The sequence below is a fragment of the Cupriavidus sp. HY129 genome (assembly GCF_059492215.1).
The window spans coordinates 1,836,095-1,850,908 of sequence record NZ_CP083254.1; the positions used below are offsets into that span (position 1 = coordinate 1,836,095).

16 protein-coding genes are annotated in these 14,814 nt (G+C 64.9%); 8 read left to right on the forward strand and 8 right to left on the reverse strand.

Annotation, left to right across the window (positions count from 1 at the left end):
- Window positions 1-16: 16 nt before the first annotated feature.
- Window positions 17-460 carry a GNAT family N-acetyltransferase gene (locus tag K6G35_RS08295; RefSeq protein ID WP_008650199.1) on the reverse strand — a complete coding sequence of 148 codons (444 nt, stop codon included), beginning with the start codon at window positions 458-460 and terminating at the stop codon, window positions 17-19.
- 177 nt (window positions 461-637) lie between these two features.
- Between K6G35_RS08295 and K6G35_RS08300 the strand changes: the two genes are divergently transcribed.
- From K6G35_RS08300 to denD, 7 genes are all read left to right on the forward strand, one after another.
- Window positions 638-1,381 carry a FadR/GntR family transcriptional regulator gene (locus K6G35_RS08300; RefSeq protein ID WP_040011216.1) on the forward strand — a complete coding sequence of 248 codons (744 nt, stop codon included), beginning with the start codon at window positions 638-640 and terminating at the stop codon, window positions 1,379-1,381.
- The gene (gene ltnD, locus K6G35_RS08305; RefSeq protein ID WP_495675546.1) at window positions 1,338-2,327 is read left to right on the forward strand and encodes an L-threonate dehydrogenase; all 990 of its coding nucleotides are present in this window, start codon (window positions 1,338-1,340) and stop codon (window positions 2,325-2,327) included. Before K6G35_RS08300 ends, ltnD begins: the two co-directional genes overlap by 44 nt.
- Window positions 2,328-2,349: 22 nt before the next feature.
- Window positions 2,350-3,618: a 3-oxo-tetronate kinase gene (gene otnK / locus K6G35_RS08310; RefSeq protein WP_286880576.1), complete on the forward strand. Its 1,269-nt coding sequence runs from the start codon at window positions 2,350-2,352 to the stop codon at window positions 3,616-3,618.
- On the forward strand, window positions 3,615-4,253 hold the full coding sequence (otnC, locus tag K6G35_RS08315; RefSeq protein ID WP_035882678.1) for a 3-oxo-tetronate 4-phosphate decarboxylase: 639 nt from the start codon (window positions 3,615-3,617) through the stop codon (window positions 4,251-4,253). The genes otnK and otnC overlap by 4 nt, the downstream gene beginning before the upstream one ends.
- A 177-nt stretch (window positions 4,254-4,430) precedes the next feature.
- On the forward strand, window positions 4,431-5,789 hold the full coding sequence (locus K6G35_RS08320; protein WP_008650207.1) for an MFS transporter: 1,359 nt from the start codon (window positions 4,431-4,433) through the stop codon (window positions 5,787-5,789).
- 30 nt (window positions 5,790-5,819) lie between these two features.
- Window positions 5,820-6,602 (forward strand): 2-oxo-tetronate isomerase, encoded by a 783-nt coding sequence (otnI, locus tag K6G35_RS08325; RefSeq protein WP_008650208.1) that lies wholly within the window; start codon window positions 5,820-5,822, stop codon window positions 6,600-6,602.
- Between the two features lie 64 nt (window positions 6,603-6,666).
- Window positions 6,667-7,638, forward strand: coding sequence for a D-erythronate dehydrogenase (gene denD, locus K6G35_RS08330; RefSeq protein WP_008650209.1), 972 nt, complete (start codon window positions 6,667-6,669; stop codon window positions 7,636-7,638).
- Between the two features lie 86 nt (window positions 7,639-7,724).
- Here denD and K6G35_RS08335 read toward each other — a convergent pair whose 3' ends face one another.
- The 3 genes from K6G35_RS08335 to K6G35_RS08345 all read right to left on the reverse strand — a co-directional run bounded on the left by K6G35_RS08335 (window position 7,725) and on the right by K6G35_RS08345 (window position 10,304).
- Window positions 7,725-8,162, reverse strand: a complete 438-nt coding sequence (locus K6G35_RS08335; RefSeq protein WP_008650210.1) for a YbgC/FadM family acyl-CoA thioesterase — start codon at window positions 8,160-8,162, stop codon at window positions 7,725-7,727.
- 61 nt (window positions 8,163-8,223) lie between these two features.
- Complete coding sequence (locus K6G35_RS08340; RefSeq protein WP_008650211.1) at window positions 8,224-9,207, reverse strand: tripartite tricarboxylate transporter substrate binding protein; 984 nt, start codon at window positions 9,205-9,207, stop codon at window positions 8,224-8,226.
- A gap of 131 nt (window positions 9,208-9,338) precedes the next feature.
- Window positions 9,339-10,304 carry an alpha/beta hydrolase gene (locus tag K6G35_RS08345; protein WP_414646345.1) on the reverse strand — a complete coding sequence of 322 codons (966 nt, stop codon included), beginning with the start codon at window positions 10,302-10,304 and terminating at the stop codon, window positions 9,339-9,341.
- 208 nt (window positions 10,305-10,512) lie between these two features.
- On the opposite strand from K6G35_RS08345, the gene K6G35_RS08350 reads away from it, so the two are divergent.
- Window positions 10,513-11,034, forward strand: coding sequence for an O-acetyl-ADP-ribose deacetylase (locus K6G35_RS08350; protein WP_008650222.1), 522 nt, complete (start codon window positions 10,513-10,515; stop codon window positions 11,032-11,034).
- A 30-nt stretch (window positions 11,035-11,064) separates the two neighbouring features.
- Here the strand turns inward: K6G35_RS08350 and K6G35_RS08355 are convergent, their stop codons facing one another.
- The 4 genes from K6G35_RS08355 to K6G35_RS08370 form a co-directional block, all read right to left on the reverse strand.
- Entirely contained in the window at window positions 11,065-11,985 is a 921-nt protein-coding gene (locus K6G35_RS08355; RefSeq protein WP_495676337.1) for an alpha/beta fold hydrolase, read from the reverse strand.
- Between the two features lie 81 nt (window positions 11,986-12,066).
- Window positions 12,067-12,969 (reverse strand): SDR family oxidoreductase, encoded by a 903-nt coding sequence (locus K6G35_RS08360; protein WP_008650224.1) that lies wholly within the window; start codon window positions 12,967-12,969, stop codon window positions 12,067-12,069.
- Window positions 12,970-13,024: 55 nt separating this feature from the next.
- The gene (locus K6G35_RS08365) at window positions 13,025-13,957 is read right to left on the reverse strand and encodes a glutathione S-transferase family protein (protein ID WP_495675547.1); all 933 of its coding nucleotides are present in this window, start codon (window positions 13,955-13,957) and stop codon (window positions 13,025-13,027) included.
- A gap of 18 nt (window positions 13,958-13,975) precedes the next feature.
- A complete protein-coding gene (locus tag K6G35_RS08370; RefSeq protein ID WP_008650227.1) occupies window positions 13,976-14,809 on the reverse strand; it encodes a class II aldolase/adducin family protein in 834 nt (277 codons plus the stop codon).
- Window positions 14,810-14,814: the final 5 nt, after the last annotated feature.

Sequence of the window (14,814 nt, forward strand, 5' to 3'; positions counted from 1 at the left end):
CAGGCGGATCAGCAGATCAGCGGATCCGCTTGCGCATCTCGATGTGCGGGATGCCGGCTTCCTCGAACTCGTCACCCACCTGCTCGAAACCTACCCTCGCGTAGAACGGCGCTGCATGGGTCTGGGCGTTGAGGATCAGTTCGGGATAGCCTAGTTCGGTGGCCTTGGCCATCAGCGCATCGAGCACCTTCGCGCCCACGCCGGTGCCGCGCGCGGACTTGAGTACCGCCATGCGGCCAATGTGGCCATCCGGCAGCAGGCGGCCCGTGGCCACCGGCACGCCATCCACGGCGAATGCCAGCGCGTGCCAGCTCGGCGCATCCATCTCATCCCACTCCAGTTCTACCGGCACACCCTGCTCCTCGACGAAGACGGCGTAGCGGATTGCTCGGGCGCGCTCGCGGGCTTCTTCCCAGAGGCAGACCAGTACGGGGGCGGCTGTTGGCGTGGATGCGGACATGGTGAGGAGCGGTTCGAAGAGCCTGAAATGAGGCGCAATGATACGCCCGGTGGCATCAAGGCGCCGAGCTACGCCGTGCGATTACCGGCCATGCGGCGCACCACCATAGGGATTACCCTCCTGCCATCCTTCCGTGAAATTTGTATGATGACCTGACTACCCGATGACGTGATGACGATGTTCCAAAAGATTCCTGCCCGCGCGCTGACCGACAGCGTTGCCGAACAACTGCTCGAGAAGATCGAGGACGGCATGTTTCCGCGCGGCGCCAAGCTGCCCACCGAGGCTGTGCTGTCCGAGGAGTTCGGCGTGAGCCGTACCGTGATCCGCGAGGCCATCGCGCGACTCAAGTACGAAGGCCTCGTGGAATCGCGCCAGGGCAGCGGCGTGTTCGTGACCGAGCAGGCCGGCATCCGACCGCTGCGCATCGACTACACCGACGTGGACACGCTCGAATCGGTGCTGCAGATCGTCGAACTGCGACGCTCGATCGAAGCCGAAGTGGCCGCGCAGGCCGCCCGGCGCCGTACCGATGCGACCATGGCCAATATCGACGCCGCGCTGGCACGTATCGACGCCGAAGTGGCCGCTGGCGGCGATGGCGTCGATGCCGACGTCGGCTTTCATCGCGCCATCGCCGAAGCCACCGGCAATCCGTATTTCCTCAAGACACTGGCATTCCTGAGCCAGTACCTGGAAACCGCCACCCGCGTCACGCGAACCAACGAAGCGCGGCGCGAGGATTTTTCGCGCCAGGTACGGGAGGAGCACCAGGCCATCGTCGCCGCCATCCGCGCCGGCGACCCCGATGCCGCGCGCAACGCGGCCCAGAACCACATGTACAACGCGGCGCGCCGGCTCTCCCAGTTGGGCGAGGATGACTCCGCCGCTGGCCACCAGCCGGCTGGCCCGTCGCACTAACGCAGCAATACGCACCAAAACGCACCAAACACGCATTCAGGAGTTATCCATGTCCAGGAATATTGGCGTCATCGGCTTGGGCGCGATGGGCTACGGCGTGGCGCAGTCGCTGCTGCGCGCCGGCTTCAACGTTCATGCCTTTGATTTGCGTGACGAGGTGCTGCGCCGCTTCGCGGAAGCCGGTGGCACGCCCTGCGGGAGCCCGGCCGAACTCGGCGAGCGTTGCGACGTGGTGATCACGCTCGTCGTCAACGCCGCGCAGACGGAAACGGTGCTGTTCGGCGAACAAGGCGCCGTGTCGAAAATGGCCGCAGGCAAGCTCGTCATTGCCAGCGCCACCGTGCCGCCCGGATTTGCCGAAGCGCTCGGCAAGCGCCTGGGCGAGCGTGGCCTGCTGATGCTCGACGCCCCCGTGTCGGGTGGCGCGGCGCGCGCGGCCAGCGGTGAGATGACGATGATGACCTCCGGTCCCGCCGAAGCCTACGCCATGGCCGAGGACGTGCTAGCCGCGATGGCCGGCAAGGTCTATCGCCTGGGCGACGCACATGGCGCGGGATCGAAGGTCAAGATCATCAACCAGTTGTTGGCGGGCGTGCATATCGCCGCAGCAGCCGAAGCCATGGCCCTGGGCCTGCGCGAAGGCGTGAACCCCGACGCGCTCTACGACGTGATCACGCATAGCGCCGGTAACTCGTGGATGTTTGAGAACCGCGTGCCACACATCCTGACGGGCGACTACACCCCGCTGTCCGCTGTCGACATCTTCGTCAAGGACCTGGGCATGGTGCTCGATACCGCGCGCACCAGCAAATTCCCGCTGCCGCTCTCGGCCGCCGCGCACCAGATGTTCATGATGGCGTCCACCGCCGGGCATGGCGGTGAAGACGATTCGGCCGTGATCAAGATCTTCCCGGGCATCGACCTGCCCGGCCCGAAGGCCAGGTAACCCAAGGCAAAGGAGTCAGACGATGAATCGTCCTCTGCTCGGCTGTATTGCCGACGATTTCACCGGCGCCACGGATCTGGCCAACACGCTCGTCCGCAATGGCATGCGGACCGTGCAGACGATCGGCGTGCCGGCATCCGCCGTGGAAGCCGATGCCATCGTCGTGGCACTGAAATCGCGCACGATCCCGGCCAGCAACGCGGTGGCGCAATCGCTCGACGCACTGCGCTGGCTGCGCGAACAAGGCTGCCGGCAGTTCGTGTTCAAGTACTGCTCGACGTTCGACTCCACCGACGCCGGCAATATCGGCCCCGTGGCCGAAGCCCTGCTCGACGCGCTGGGCAGCGACTTCACGATTGCCTGCCCGGCCTTTCCGGAAAACGGCCGCACGATTTTCCGCGGCCATCTGTTCGTGGCGGACGCCCTGCTCAACGAATCGGGCATGGAGCACCATCCGCTTACGCCGATGACCGACGCCAACCTCGTGCGGGTGTTGCAGGGTCAGAGCCAGGCCAAGGTCGGTCTGTTGCGCTACGACACCGTCGCCCAGGGCGCGAACGCCGTGCGCGCGCGCATTGACGCGCTGCGTGGCGAGGGCGTGAAGCTGGTGATCGCCGATGCCATTTCCGATGCCGACCTGTTCGCGCTGGGCGAAGGCTGCGCCGCGCTGCCGCTGATCACGGGCGGCTCCGGCATCGCGCTGGGCCTGCCCGAGAACTTCCGTCGCGCCGGACTGCTGCCTGCGCGCACCGACGCCGCGGAAGTCCCGCCCGTGCATGGTCATGGTGTGGTGCTGGCGGGCAGCGCGTCGCGTGCCACGAACGGTCAGGTGGCGCACTGGATCGCGCAGAAGCGCCCCGCCCTGCGGATCGATCCGCTGCGTCTGGCGCGTGGAGACACGGTCGTGGATGACGCACTGGCCTTCGCGGGCAATCACGGCGAACCGGTGCTGATCTATGCCACCGCCCAACCCGATGAAGTCAAGGCCGTGCAGGCCGAACTCGGCGTCGCACGCGCGGGCGAGTTGGTCGAGCACGCGCTGGCGAGCATCGCCGCCAGCCTCAAGGCACGCGGCACGCGGCGCTTCGTGGTGGCCGGCGGCGAAACCTCCGGTGCGGTGGTGCAGGCGCTGGGCGTGCAGTCGCTGCGCATCGGTTCGCAGATCGCGCCAGGCGTGCCGGCTACGGTCACGCTGGACGATGCGCCGCTGGGACTGGCACTGAAATCCGGCAACTTCGGCGGCGAGAACTTCTTCGACGAAGCGTTGCAAGCACTGGGGGCACCGCAATGAGCAACGAAAGCGCACTGCGCGAAGAGATCTGCCGCGTCGGCGCCAGCCTGTATCAGCGTGGCTACACGGTGGGCACGGCAGGCAATATCAGCGCCCGGCTCGACGATGGCTGGCTGATCACGCCCACTGACGCCTGCCTGGGCACGCTCGATCCGGCCAGGGTCGCCAAGGTGTCGCCCGATGGCGGCTGGGTGTCGGGCGACAAGCCGTCGAAGACGTTGACGCTGCATCGTTGCGTCTACGACAACAACCCGAACGCGCACGGCGTGGTGCATACGCATTCCACGCATCTGGTGGCGCTGACGCTGGCCGGTGTCTGGCATCCGGACGACGTGCTGCCCCCGATCACGCCGTACTACGTGATGAAGGTTGGCCATATCCCCCTGATTCCGTATCACCGCCCTGGCGACCCTGCCGTCGCCGCGCGCGTGGCCCGACTGGCCAATGAGGTGCGCGGTGTCCTGCTGGCACGGCTGGGGCCAGTGGTGTGGGAAGACAGTGTGTCACGCGCGGCCTATGCGCTCGAAGAACTCGAAGAAACGGCGAAGCTCTGGATGATGCGCGGCGAAAAACCTGCCCCGCTGGACGAGGCCGCGCTGACGGAACTGCGCGATGCGTTCAAGGTGAGGTGGTGACACACGACTAACCTGTTTCCCCCCTCTCCCGCACAGTGGGAGAGGGGCCGGGGAGAGGGACAGCGCATCCCCAGGGCAACTCCGCAAAACAAAGCCCCTGCCCTCTCCCAACCCCTCTCCCGCCATACGGGAGTGGGGGCAAACCGGCTGCACTTTCCATACACGTGGAGACTTCCAATGACCGCTTCCAACCCCGCGGTGGGGACCCCTGTTGCCGACGCCCGGCTGGACGCCGACGGCACCATCGAAAAACGCGCCTACAACAAGGTGTTCTGGCGCATCATGCCGTTCCTGATGCTCTGCTACGTGATCGCGTATCTCGACCGCGTCAACGTCGGCTTTGCCAAGTTGCAGATGGCGCAGGACCTGCAGTTCTCGGAAACCGTGTTCGGCCTTGGCGCCGGCCTGTTCTTCATCGGCTACTTCCTGTTCGAGGTGCCCAGCAACCTGCTGATGCACCGCATCGGCGCGCGCATCTGGATCGCGCGGATCATGATCACCTGGGGCATCATCTCTGCCGCGTTCGTGTTCGTGCAGACGCCAACGCAGTTCTACGTCATGCGCTTCCTGCTGGGCTTGGCCGAAGCGGGCTTCTATCCGGGCGTGATCCTGTACCTGACGTACTGGTATCCGTCGCACCGCCGCGCCAAGATGATCGCGCTGTTCATGTCGGGCATTCCAGTGGCCGGCATGTTCGGCAACCCGCTGTCCGGCTGGATCATGGATGCGTTCCACAACACCCATGGCTGGACCGGCTGGCAATGGATGTTCTTCATCGAGGCCCTGCCAGCCTTCGCGATCGGCATCGCGACGATTTTCGTGCTGCGCGATGGCATCGACCGCGCCCCGTGGCTCAGCCCCGATGAAAAGCACGTGCTCAAGCGCAACATCGAGGACGACGAGCGCGCCGCGTCGGCCGCTGCCGCCACAGGCGGCCAGCGCAACTTGCATTCGCTGGGCGCCGTGTTCAGCGACAGCCGTGTGTGGTGGATGTGCCTGATCTACTTCTGCTTCGTGACCGGCCAGTACGCGCTGACGTTCTGGATGCCGACGCTGGTCAAGGCCAGCGGCGTGACAGGCAACTTCAACATCGGCCTGCTGTCGGCCATCCCGTTCCTCTGCGCCATCGTCGTCATGAACATCCTGGGCCACAGCGCCGACGCGCGCCGTGAGCGCCGCTGGCACCTGATCGTGCCGGTACTGATGGGCGCCACGGGCTTTGCGATTGCGGCGTCGTTCACCCACAATACGACCGTGGCCATTGCAGCGCTGTCGCTGGCCGCCGCCGGCGTGCTGACATGCGCCCCGCTGTTCTGGTCGCTGCCGACCGCGTTCCTGAGCGGCATCGCCGCCGCCTCGGGTATCGCCGTGGTGAACTCTGTGGGCAATCTGGCAGGCTTCGTATCGCCGTATATGGTCGGCGCGCTCAAGGACATGACGCAAAGCACGCAATTGCCGATGTACGTGCTGTCGGCGATCCTGGTCGTGGGCGCCCTGCTGGTCTGGCTGACCCCGGCGAAGCTCGTCAACCGCTGATATCGAATCTGAAGTTCAAGGAGACCTGACATGCCGCGCTTCGCCGCGAACCTTTCGATGATGTACACGGAGCACGACTTTCTGGACCGCTTTGCCGCTGCGGCAAAGGACGGGTTCCAGGCCGTGGAATACCTGTTCCCGTACGACCATCCGGCCGCCGAGATCCGCAAGCGGCTCGACGACCACGGCCTGATCCAGGCCCTGTTCAACGCGCCGCCCGGTGACTGGGGCGCCGGCGAGCGTGGCATCGCCGCCCTGCCCGCCCGCGAGACCGAGTTCCGCACGGCGTTCGCGAAGGCCCTCGAATACGCTGCCGTGCTCGGCAACGACCGCGTGCACGTGATGGCAGGCATCGTGCCGGCCGACGCCGACCACGCCCGCTGCCGCGCCGTCTATCTCGAGAACCTGGCCTATGCCGCTGCCTCGGCCGCGTCGCACGGCATCACGGTGCTGATCGAGCCGATCAACACCCGCGACATGCCGGGCTATTTCCTGAACCGTCAGGACGATGGCCAGACCATCTGCCACCAGGTGGGCGCGGCCAATCTCAAGGTCCAGTTCGACTGCTATCACTGCCAGATCGTCGAGGGCGATATCGCGAAGAAGCTCGAACGCGACTTCGCGGGGATTGGCCATATCCAGATCGCCGGCGTGCCCGAACGCCACGAACCCGATATCGGCGAACTGAACTACCCGTACCTCTTCGACGTCATCGACCGGCTCGGATACACGGGCTGGATCGGCTGCGAATACCGCCCGCGTGGCGGCACTTCGGAAGGTCTGGGCTGGATCAAGCCCTGGCTGAAGCGCTGATTCGGGCCTGTCACGGCCGTTTCCGCTCCGTACCGACCACGCCAATGACGAACACTCCGCAACCATGAACGTACTGATTACCGGCGGCGCCGGCTTCCTGGGCCTGCAACTGGCCCGTCTGCTGCTCAAACGCGGCACGCTGAACCTGGATGGCAAGGCCGTCACGATCGACCGGCTCACACTGCTCGACGTGGTGGCGCCGCAGATCGACGATGCCCGCGTGCGTGTGGTGACGGGCGACCTGTCCGATCCCGCCGTGCTGGCGCAAGCCATCGACCGTGATACCGGCGCAATCTTCCATCTGGCCGCGGTAGTCAGCGGTCAGGCCGAGGCCGATTTCGACCTGGGAATGCGCGTGAACCTTGACGCCTCGCGCGCGCTGCTGGAAACGTGCCGCCAGTTGGCGCATGTACCGCGCGTGGTGTTCACCAGCTCGGTCGCCGTCTATGGCGGCAAGTTGCCTCCGGTGGTGCAGGACGACACCGCGCTGAATCCGCAATCGTCGTACGGCATGCAGAAGGCTATCGGCGAATTGCTGCTGTCCGACTACAGCCGACGCGGCTTTGTCGATGGCCGCGTGCTGCGGCTGCCGACGATCAGCGTGCGGCCCGGCAAGCCGAATGCCGCGGCGTCGTCGTTCGCCAGCGGCATCATCCGCGAACCATTGTCAGGCGTGGCGGCAAATTGCCCTGTGGCACCGGAAACGCCGCTGTGGCTGCTCTCGCCACGCGGCGCGATCCAGGCGCTGGTCAACGGCATCGAACTCGATGGCGCGCGCTTCGGCAATCGCCGGGTGGTGAATCTGCCGGGGCTGTCGGTCACGGCGGCGCAGATGGTGGAAGCGCTGCAGCGCGTGGCCGGTGACGCGGTGGCCGATCGCGTGACGTGGGAACGCGAAGAGCGCATCGAGAAGATCGTCGGCACATGGCCGGCGGCGTGGGATGTGGCGCGCGCGCGCGAACTGGGATTCGAGAGCGACGCGAGCTTTGACGACGTGATTCGGGCTTATGCGGAGGATGCGGCGGTCAAGCTCTGATCCGGTGAGGTCGCGGTTGACAGGATTGACAGGCTTGCGCTCTGCCGCGCGCGGGAGAGCGCAAGCACATCAAACATCATCCCACCTCACGCAGCAGGCTTCACAATCTCCCACGCTTCGATCCGCTCCCGCACCGATGCCGGGATCGGCGCCGATTTCTGCGTCTGCGGATCGGCGCAGACGTAGACCACCTCTCCGGTGATCAGGTGCTCGTCGCCGCGATACATTTCCACGCGGAACACCATGCTCGACCGGCCCAGCCGCGCCATGCGGCCGCGAATATCGAGCATCTCGTCAAACCGTGCCGATGCGTGGTACTCCAGCGTGGACTTGACCACAAAGATGTCCACGCCGTGGGCGCGCAGCAAGTCCTCCGGATAGCGCACGCCAATCGCGCGCCAGTACTCGGTCGAACAGATATCGCAGTAAGTCAGATAGTGGGCATTGAAGACGATCGATTGCGGATCGACCTCGGCCCAGCGCACGCGCAGTGGCATGCTGAGATGAAAATCCTCTTTGGCCATGGGGGGCGAAGCTCCAGATGAAAAAACGGGCGCCCCGTGGGACGCCCGTGTTCTACGTACCTTACTGACCCTTGCCCAGGCCCAGTTTCTCGATGATCGCGCGTTCGCGCTTGACCGTATCGGCGGCAAACGCCTGATACTGGCTGCTGCTCATGTAGTTCGGCTCCATGTCGAACTTGGCCAGCGATTCGCGGTAGTTCGGCATCTCCATGGCCTTCTTGAACGCGTCATGCAGCTTCTTCACGATCGCCGGGTCCGTGCCCTTGGGGACGACCAGACCGAACGGCGAAGCCTGGACGATGCCCATGCCCAGTTCCTTCAGCGTCGGCACGTTCGGGAAGCGCGGCGAGCGCTTCTCGCCCCAGGTGGACAGCAGGCGCAGCTTGCCGGATTCCACGTACTGGGCCCAGGCCGGGGTATCCGCCACCGACATCACGTGGCCGCCCAGCAGCGCCTGCATCGATTCCGAGTTGCCCTTGTACGGAATATGCGAGAACTGCACACCCTGGCGCATGGCCAGGTCTTCCATCGTCAGATGCAGCGTGGTCATCGTGCCCGGCGAGCCATAGGTCAGCTTCCCCGGATTGGCCTTGGCGTAGGCGATGTAGTCCTGCATCGTCTTGATCGGCGAATCGGCCGGCACGACCAGGCCGAACGAGTAGCCCGCCAGGTTGATCACATAGGTCAGGTCCTTGACCGGATCCCAGTTGATCTTGGTGGTGTACGGCAGACGGAACACCGGCATGGACACCTGGGCCAGCGTGTAGCCATCAGGCTGGGTCGACTGCATCATCTGCGCGGGCAGCACGCCACCGGCACCGGGCTTGTTCTCGACGATCACGGGCTGGCCCAGGATCTTCGATGCATTCTCGGCCAGCACACGGAACGGGATGTCCGTCGAGCCGCCAGCGGTATAGCCAACGACCAGGCGGATCGGACGTTGCGGGAACTTGTCCGCCTGGGCGTGTGCCGGCATGGCGGCAAAACTGGCCGCGACCGTGGCGGCGAGCAGGCTGGCGCGAGCGATAAATTGGCGGCGTTGCATGTGTTGAGTCTCCTTCTGCTACAAGAATGCGCGATTGCGACTTGGTTTGAATCGTGAATCGGGGCTTCCCGCCCGTTTTTCTATGAACGGGTCAGATACTCGAAAGAGCCCGATGGCGCGAGGCCGGGGCCCTATATCCCGAACGTCCTTCGCAGGGCGGCCGTGGCATCCGCATGGGCGCCTGCCACCGCGCCGATAAAACGTCCGAGCTTGAAAAAATCGTGAATCATGGTGGGGTAGTCGGTCAGGCTGGCCACCACCCCCGCTGCTTCCAGCTTCGCTGCATAGGCCACGCCCTCGTCATGGAGCGGATCGTAGCCGGCCACCGCAATCCAGGCCGGGCAGCAGTCCCTCACGTCGGCACCTTCGCCGCCCCCGTCCAGCGGAGCAAACCGCCAGTCGTCACGGCTGGCGTCGACGTCCAGATACTGCGAAAAGAACCACTGGATCATCTCTGCGGTCAGCAGATAACCTTCGGCCAGCGCTCGGTGCGATGGCGTATCCTGCCGCGCGCAGGTGCCCGGGTAGATCAGCATCTGCAGCACCGGCGCCAATCCGTGGTCCCTGGCTTCCACTGCGCAAGCCGCCGCCAGCGTTCCGCCAGCACTGTCGCCACCCAGCGCGATGCGCGTGGCGTCAGCGCCAATGCGCGCGGCTTCCTCGAACACCCAGTGCAGAACATCGAAGGCATCGTTGGCCGCCACCGGAAATTTCCACTCCGGGCCCAGCCGGTAATCGACCGACAGCACCAGGCACTCCGCACCATTGCAGAACATCCGGCACAGCGAATCATGGGAGTTGACGCTGCCCACCGTGAAGCCACCGCCATGGAAATACACCAGAAGCGGCAGCGGATCGGCCCAGCTTGCCTCGCGCGGTGCGTAAAGCCGCACCGGAATGGCATGGCCGTCGCGCGCGGTCACCTGAAGATCCTCCACGCCGTGCACTGGCGCGGGCGACAGGTCCAGAATCGGCGCGCTCTTCTCGTACGCGATCTTGGCGTCAACCGGGTCCATCGTATGGATGGCCGGCCGCTTTGCTCGCGCGATCAGGTCGAGCAACTGGGCGACCTGAGGATCCAACGGCTGCGCGGGCATGTACTGGTGTTCTATTTCTGAACGGTCGTTCGATTTCCATATCATGCCAGTGATTCCGTAGAGCAGCATTACGATTCCATGCGTTTATCCTCGCACAGACACACCTTTTGCGCGATGATCGGCCACACAGCGAAACGCCATTTCGCGGCGTATGCTTGAGAATGGGCGCCATGTCATGGCCGCCCCAACCCGGAGACCAGGAGACACCATGACAGGGGAACACTTGCAGGTCGTGCACGGCGATATTACCCGGATGGAAGTGGATGCCATCGTCAACGCGGCCAATAGCGGCCTGCTGGGCGGTGGTGGCGTCGATGGCGCGATTCATGGCGCGGGCGGCCCGGCCATCATGGACGCGTGCCGCGCGATCCGGGATGCGCAAGGCGGCTGCCCGACCGGGGAAGCCGTGATCACTACCGGAGGCCTGCTGCCTGCACCCTATGTCATCCACGCCGTGGGGCCGGTCTGGCATGGTGGCAGCAAGGAAGAGGAGACGCAGCTGGCGAGCGCCTACCGCAACAGCATCCGTCTGGCGGGCGAGCACAATCTGCGCACGGTGGCATTTCCGAACATCAGCACCGGCATTTATGGCTTCCCGCGTGAGCGGGCCGTGGACATCGCCATTGCCGCAGTGCGCGAGGCACTGCCGAAGTCCCCGTCCATCGAGCAGGTCACCTTCGTCTGCTTCGATGACGAGAACTATCGGCTCTATCGGGAGCGCTTGAGCTAAGCCCGGCGACAAGACCGGGAGGCTACGGGACTAGGGCAACGCACTGCGAATCAGCAGATTCACGCGCTCCGGCTGTTCGTGGATGATCCAGTGCGTGCCCTCCGGAATGCGCTCGAGCCGCATATCCGGCACGAATTCCTCCAGCCCGTCGACCAGCGATTTCGGCAGCGCCCGGTCGCTCTCGCCCCAGATAACCAGCGTGGGCACCCGCACGCTGTACGCGGATGGATCGAGGCGTGAAATGTCGGGCGCCGGTTCTCCCGGCAAGGGCGGGTGCATCGGCGATGCCCGGTAGTAATTGACACCGCCCGTCAGCGCATGCGAGCCGCCATCGCCCGGTTGCGACCATGCCGCGTGATATTTCGCGCGAGTCTCGCCCACGAACCAGGCCGGCACAGTGGAAGCATCGCCAGTCAGCATCTTTTCCAGCAATGCGAAGTCATTGGCGGCCATGGCCTGTTCCGATCCTGGCTTGCGCAGCCAGTTCATATAGGCCGAGGCCTGCTGCTGTGCCGGGTCACTCGCCAACGCCCGCGCGAACACGTAGGGATGCGGCGAGTTGATGATCACGAGCCGCTCGACCACTTCCGGGAACTGCGCCGCCAGGTTCCAGCAGAGCGCGCCGCCCCAGTCATGCGCGACGATGACGCATCGCTCATAGCCCAGCACGCGGATGAACTGCACCAGATCCTCGACCAGATGCTTGGGCTTGTACGCTGCCACATCGGCCGGCTTGCTGGACAGATTGAACCCGCGCAGGTCCGGCGCCACCGCAAAATGCGTCTGGCCGAACTCTGCGAGCTGGTTTTCCCACTCGTACCAGAACTCCGGAAAACCGTGCACGAACAGGATCAGCGGCCTGCCCTGCTCGCCCGCACTCGCGTAATGCAAGCGCGTGCCGTTGGGCAGGTTCGCAAACTGCCGGTGGTGGATCACGGCGGGTGCAGTCATCATGGTCTCCCTGGCGGTCTCGGCCATATCGTTTGTCCGGTTCGTCCTGTTCGTGTTCGCGTTCGCAAGTTCCTGGCCAGCTCAGCCGCGCAGCGCGGCGATCAGGCCCGCCCGCACTTCGCTCTTGTCACCGAACGGATCGCCCGGATTGCGCTGGTTGACGATCTCCTCCATGCGCCGCTGGACGGAATCCAGCGATTGCGGGTGGGAGTAGATATAGAAGCCGTCCTCGCGGATCGCATCGAACGTCATCTGCGCCACGTCGGCCGCGCTGACCTTGCCCGAGCTGACCGCCTTGTCGGACAGCGCCTGCGACACCAGCTGCGAGCGCGTGGGTGGCTGATCGTTGGCCATATTGGCTGGCCGGTTACGCTGCGACTGGCTGATGCCGGTGGGCACGTAGAACGGGCACAGCACCGAGCAATGCACCTGGTCAGTGACCAGGCTCAGATCCTGGTAGAGCGTTTCGGACAACGCGACCACCGCATGCTTGGAGACGTTGTACACGCCCATGGCCGGCGGATTCAGCAGACCCGCCATCGACGCGGTATTGACGATATGCCCCTGATACCCCGGGTCCTTGCGGGCCGCCTCCAGCATCAGCGGCGTGAAGATCCGCACGCCATTGACCACACCGTAGAGGTTCACGCCGAGCACCCAGTCCCAGTCTTTCTGCGTGTTTTCCCAGATCAGGCCGCCCGCGCCCACACCGGCGTTGTTGAACAGCAGGTTGACCTCGCCGAACGCCGTCATCGCGGCATCGGCCAGCGCCTGGACTTCCTCGGCCTTCGACACGTCCGTGCGCAACCCGATCACCTGGGCGCCCTGTGACTTGAATTCGGCCACTGTGCTGTCCAGCGAGTCCTCCTGGACGTCCGCCAGTACCAGCTTCATGCCCAGCGACGCACCGATTCGCGCGAATTCCTTGCCGAATCCTGAAGCACCGCCGGTAATCACTGCCACCTTGCTCTCGAACTGCTTCATGAAACGTCTCCCTCTACTTGTCGTTCGTAGTGTTCGTAGTTCTAGTCTGGATGGGCTATGCCGCTTGTACCTGGTAATGCTGCCGCGGGAAGTGCACGTTGACAGCGCCCGCGCGCGGGTCTTGCCTGCGGAGCGTGACCACATCGGCGGTAAGCGTCATGAGCACCCCGGCCACCGGGTCCTTCGCGTAGTCGGTTGGCGTGACGGTCACCGCATCACCGGCGGCGAATCCGCTGTCTGGCTGGATCGTCGTGTCATGCGCCAACGGATCATGGTGAAGTGCATCGGCCAGCGCATCCTCGGCCGGTATCACGCGCACCTTGCCGTGTCCGTGGGCCTGCATGCGCGCATACCACTCCTTGACCAGCGGATAGGCATCGAGGATCGCGGCCAGCGCCGTGGCGCGGCGGATGAACCAGATGTTGTGGTACAGCGAGAAATCTGCCACTGACAGCGTCGGGCCAGCCACATGGAGCACGCCGGCCGCGAACTGTTCCTGCAGGCGTCCGAAGGTCTCGTGCAGCATCGCGCCGGCTTCAGGCAGGGGCATCCGTAGCGCATTGGTATCGCCACGCATGGCCTTGCGATCAGCAACGAACGCCTGGAACTGGTCCTGCGTCAGATGCGCGAGCATGGCCTGCACGCCAGCAGGCTGCATGGTGTAGGTGACCGATGCCGTGAACAACGCGCTGTCGAACCAGGCAGCCATGACGCGGGACGCCGCCGCCTGGTCGGACGGATACAGCGGCGGCATCGGCGCCATCCGGTCCAGTACCTCGCAGATCAGCGCCGTATCGCAATAGATGTCGGCGCCGATCTGCATGACCGGTGTGCGCCGGTACCCGCCGGTCAGCGCGACCAGATCTGGCTTTGGCAGGATCGGCGGAATCTCCACTGCGCACCAGGACAGATCCTTCGCGCCGAGCAGCAGGCGGATCTTTTCCGAGAAAGGCGACGTGGCGTACTGATGAAGAATGATGTCGGGCATCCGCGCCTCCCGTTGGAATCAGTCGAGCAGGTCCGGCTGCTCCTTCACGATGCGCGCGTAGAGCGGCTGGAACTGGAACCACCCAGCCTGCGACGTACCCACGATCGAGTACGCCTGACGGGCGGCGGCGTCGCTGATCGCCTTCGGCACGTCACCGGTACGCGCAGCCGCGGCCTCCGCCAGCAACTGCACCTGGCACGACCGCTCCATCGTGATGAACCACCACGCGGCTTCGTCGACGGTCTTGCCAACGGTCAAAAGGCCGTGGTTCTGGAGGATCGCTGCCTTGTTGTCGCCCAGCGCGTTGGCAATACGCTGACCTTCGTCGAGTTCCACCACCACACCACCGAAATCGTCATACAGCGCATGGTCGTTGTAGAAGGCGCAGACGTCCTGAGTCAGCGGATCGAGCTTGCGCCCGAGCGTCGACCACGCACGGCCAAAGGTACTGTGCGAGTGCGCGGCGGCCACGGCATCCGAGCGGGTCTGGTGCACGCGCGAGTGGATCGCGAATGCGGCGGCGTTGACCGGATAGTCGCCCTCCACCACGTTACCGTGGTGGTCGCAGCGGATCAGGTTCGACACCTTGACCTGGCTGAAATGCACGCCGAACGGATTGACCCAGAAGGTATCGCCGAACTCGGGGTCGCGCGCGGTGATATGTCCGGCCACACCTTCGTCGAAGCCGAACTTGGAGAACAACCGGAATGCCGCCGCCAGCCGCTGCTTGCGATGCAGCCGCTCCTCGGCCGGCGTGGCGAACTGGGGCGGGCGCGGCAGGTTGCGATAGCGGGCCTTGACCTCTTCCGAGAGACCGGCGCCGATCTCATCCTTGGCTTGCGGGGCATTCATGGTTG

Bases quoted from the DNA above. Each gene is read 5' to 3' on its own strand.
- otnI (WP_008650208.1), top strand. From the start codon at position 5,820: ATGCCGCGCTTCGCCGCGAACCTTTCGATGATGTACACGGAGCACGAC.
- K6G35_RS08360 (WP_008650224.1), bottom strand. From the start codon at position 12,969: ATGAAGCAGTTCGAGAGCAAGGTGGCAGTGATTACCGGCGGTGCTTCA.
- K6G35_RS08340 (WP_008650211.1), bottom strand. From the start codon at position 9,207: ATGCAACGCCGCCAATTTATCGCTCGCGCCAGCCTGCTCGCCGCCACG.
- K6G35_RS08355 (WP_495676337.1), bottom strand. From the start codon at position 11,985: ATGACTGCACCCGCCGTGATCCACCACCGGCAGTTTGCGAACCTGCCC.
- K6G35_RS08345 (WP_414646345.1), bottom strand. From the start codon at position 10,304: ATGCCCGCGCAGCCGTTGGATCCTCAGGTCGCCCAGTTGCTCGACCTG.
- K6G35_RS08320 (WP_008650207.1), top strand. From the start codon at position 4,431: ATGACCGCTTCCAACCCCGCGGTGGGGACCCCTGTTGCCGACGCCCGG.
- ltnD (WP_495675546.1), top strand. From the start codon at position 1,338: ATGACTCCGCCGCTGGCCACCAGCCGGCTGGCCCGTCGCACTAACGCA.
- otnC (WP_035882678.1), top strand. From the start codon at position 3,615: ATGAGCAACGAAAGCGCACTGCGCGAAGAGATCTGCCGCGTCGGCGCC.
- K6G35_RS08350 (WP_008650222.1), top strand. From the start codon at position 10,513: ATGACAGGGGAACACTTGCAGGTCGTGCACGGCGATATTACCCGGATG.
- otnK (WP_286880576.1), top strand. From the start codon at position 2,350: ATGAATCGTCCTCTGCTCGGCTGTATTGCCGACGATTTCACCGGCGCC.
- K6G35_RS08300 (WP_040011216.1), top strand. From the start codon at position 638: ATGTTCCAAAAGATTCCTGCCCGCGCGCTGACCGACAGCGTTGCCGAA.
- K6G35_RS08370 (WP_008650227.1), bottom strand. From the start codon at position 14,809: ATGAATGCCCCGCAAGCCAAGGATGAGATCGGCGCCGGTCTCTCGGAA.
- denD (WP_008650209.1), top strand. From the start codon at position 6,667: ATGAACGTACTGATTACCGGCGGCGCCGGCTTCCTGGGCCTGCAACTG.
- K6G35_RS08335 (WP_008650210.1), bottom strand. From the start codon at position 8,162: ATGGCCAAAGAGGATTTTCATCTCAGCATGCCACTGCGCGTGCGCTGG.
- K6G35_RS08295 (WP_008650199.1), bottom strand. From the start codon at position 460: ATGTCCGCATCCACGCCAACAGCCGCCCCCGTACTGGTCTGCCTCTGG.
- K6G35_RS08365 (WP_495675547.1), bottom strand. From the start codon at position 13,957: ATGCCCGACATCATTCTTCATCAGTACGCCACGTCGCCTTTCTCGGAA.